This window comes from uncultured Amaricoccus sp., from assembly GCF_937858865.1.
Classification (GTDB): Bacteria; Pseudomonadota; Alphaproteobacteria; order Rhodobacterales; family Rhodobacteraceae; genus Amaricoccus.
This window is the reverse complement of record NZ_CALLYO010000400.1, coordinates 1-2,161: the sequence shown is the minus strand read 5'-3', so window position 1 is coordinate 2,161 and position 2,161 is coordinate 1. Positions and strand designations below refer to the sequence as shown.

The following is a 2,161-nucleotide window of genomic DNA, read 5'->3' as shown; positions in this document are numbered from 1 at the left end:
CCGAGCCCGGCATCGTCGAAGAGCCCGCTGCCGAGGAAGAGGTTCGAGGTCGGGCAGAAGACGGCGACCGAGCCGGTCTCGGCCATCGCGCCCCGCTCGCGGTCGGAGAGATGGATCGAATGGCCGAAGAGGCTGCGCGGCCCGAGGAGGCCGTAGCGCTCGTAGACGTCGAGATAGTCGCGCGCCTCGGGGTAGAGCGAAAGGGTGAAGTCGATCTCGTCGCGGTTCTCCGAGAGATGCGTCTGCACGTAGCACTCGGGATGCTCGGCGGCGAGCGCGCCCGCCGCCTCGAGCTGCGCCGGGGTCGAGGTGATGGCGAAGCGCGGCGTCACCGCGTAGAGCCCGCGCCCGCGCCCGTGCCAGCGGCCGATCAGCGCCTTGCTGTCGTCGTAGGAAGCCTGCGCGGTATCGAGCACGCCCTCGGGCGCGTTGCGGTCCATCATCACCTTGCCGCCGATCATCCGCAGGTTCCGCCGCTCCGCCGCGGCGAAATAGGCCTCGGCCGAGCCGGGATGCACCGAGCAGTAGGCGACGGCGGTGGTGGTGCCGTGGCGCAGCAGCTCGTCGAAGAAGCGCCCGGCGATGCGCTCGGCATGGGCGGGGTCGGAGAACTTCGTCTCCTCGGGGAAGGTGTAGCTGTTCAGCCAGTCGAGCAGCTGCGCCCCCCAGGAGGCGATCACCTGCATCTGCGGCATGTGGATGTGGGTGTCGACGAAGCCCGGCATGAGAAGGTGCGGGCGGTGGTCGACCACCTCCACCCCCGGCCCGGCCGCGGCGATCACCGCCTCCGCCGGCCCGCTCGCCACCACGAGGCCGTCGCGGACGTGGATCGCCCCGTCCTCGCAATAGGCGTAGGAGGCGGTATCGGAAATTCCCTTCGGCTCCGCCAGGAACCGCAGCAGCCGCCCGCGCAACACGCGCTCCATGCCGTCTCTCCCTCCCTGTCCTTGGAGCCCCATGGTCGCCGAAAGCCGTTCTGCTTGAAACCCGCCGCAATCCGCAGTCAAATTCAACGGACGCTTGAAAATCGGCAAGGCACCCCATGCCCTACCTCGAGAGCATCCGCGTCTTCACCCGCACCGTCGAGCTCGGCTCGATCACCGCCGGCGGCCGCGACAACCGGCTGACGCCGGCGGTCGCCTCGAACCGCATCCGCGAGCTCGAGGAGCGGCTCGGGGTCAGGCTCTTCAACCGCACCACCCGCAAGCTCACCCCGACCGAGGTCGGCCGCGCCTACTACGAGACGGCCAAGCGCGTGCTCGAGGCGATCGAGGAGAGCGAGGCCGCCGTCGCCTCCTTCTCGCTGCAGCCGAAGGGCGCGCTGATGGTGACCACGCCCCTCGGCATCGGGCGGCGGATCGTCGCCCCGCTCATCCCGGCCTTCCATGCCGCCTTCCCCGGCATCGAGGTGCGGCTGCGCCTCTCCGACCGCAAGGTCGACTATCTGGCCGAGGGGGTCGACGTCGCCTTCGCCCTCGGCACGCTCGAGGATTCGAGCCTCAAGATGCGCACCATCGCCGACTGCGAGCGGGTGCTCGTCGCCGCCCCCGCCTATGTCGCCGAGCACGGCACGCCGGAGACGCCGCACGACCTGATCGCGCAGAACCACAACTGCCTGCTGCTGCGCTTCCCCGGCTCGCGCGAATACTACTGGACCTTCGCGACGCACGACGGCCCGCTCAAGATCACCCCGCACGGCGCCTTCGACGCCGACGAGGCCGACATCCTGACCGACTGGGCGCTGCAGGGCGCCGGCATCGCCAACCGGCCGCGCTTCGAGGTCGCCGGGCATCTCGCCTCCGGCGCCCTGGTGCCGCTCCTGCCCGGCACGCCGCCGCTGCCGATCCGCTTCGCCTGCCTCTACCCGCACCGCCGGCTGCAGGACCCCAAGGTGCAGGCCTTCATCCCCTGGATGACCGAACGCTGCCGCCAGCGGCTGAAGGAGCTCCTCGCACCGGGGGAGCAGGTCTTGACCGGGACCGACACCCGCTGACCTTGGAGGCTTGAGCCAAAACGTCTTGACAGTGTCTGGCATTTCCGGCCTTGCTGTGTCCGGGAGGCAGCATCATGTCCGCACGCGTCAACCGCACCGAAAAACTCGATCTTCGCCTGACGGCGGAGGCCAAGCATACGTTGACGGCGGCCGCGCGAGCGCAACGCC

Annotated in this window: 2 protein-coding genes; one reads left to right on the top strand and one right to left on the bottom strand. The window is 69.9% G+C overall.

Annotated elements, in window-relative coordinates; translation table 11 throughout:
* Positions 1–926 (bottom strand): guanine deaminase (guaD, locus tag Q0112_RS11750; RefSeq protein ID WP_297975558.1); only part of this gene is annotated, 926 nt, incomplete at its 3' end.
* A gap of 116 nt (positions 927–1,042) precedes the next feature.
* Between guaD and Q0112_RS11745 the strand changes: the two genes are divergently transcribed.
* A complete protein-coding gene (locus Q0112_RS11745; protein WP_297975556.1) occupies positions 1,043–1,993 on the top strand; it encodes a LysR family transcriptional regulator in 951 nt (316 codons plus the stop codon).
* Positions 1,994–2,161 lie beyond the last annotated feature (168 nt).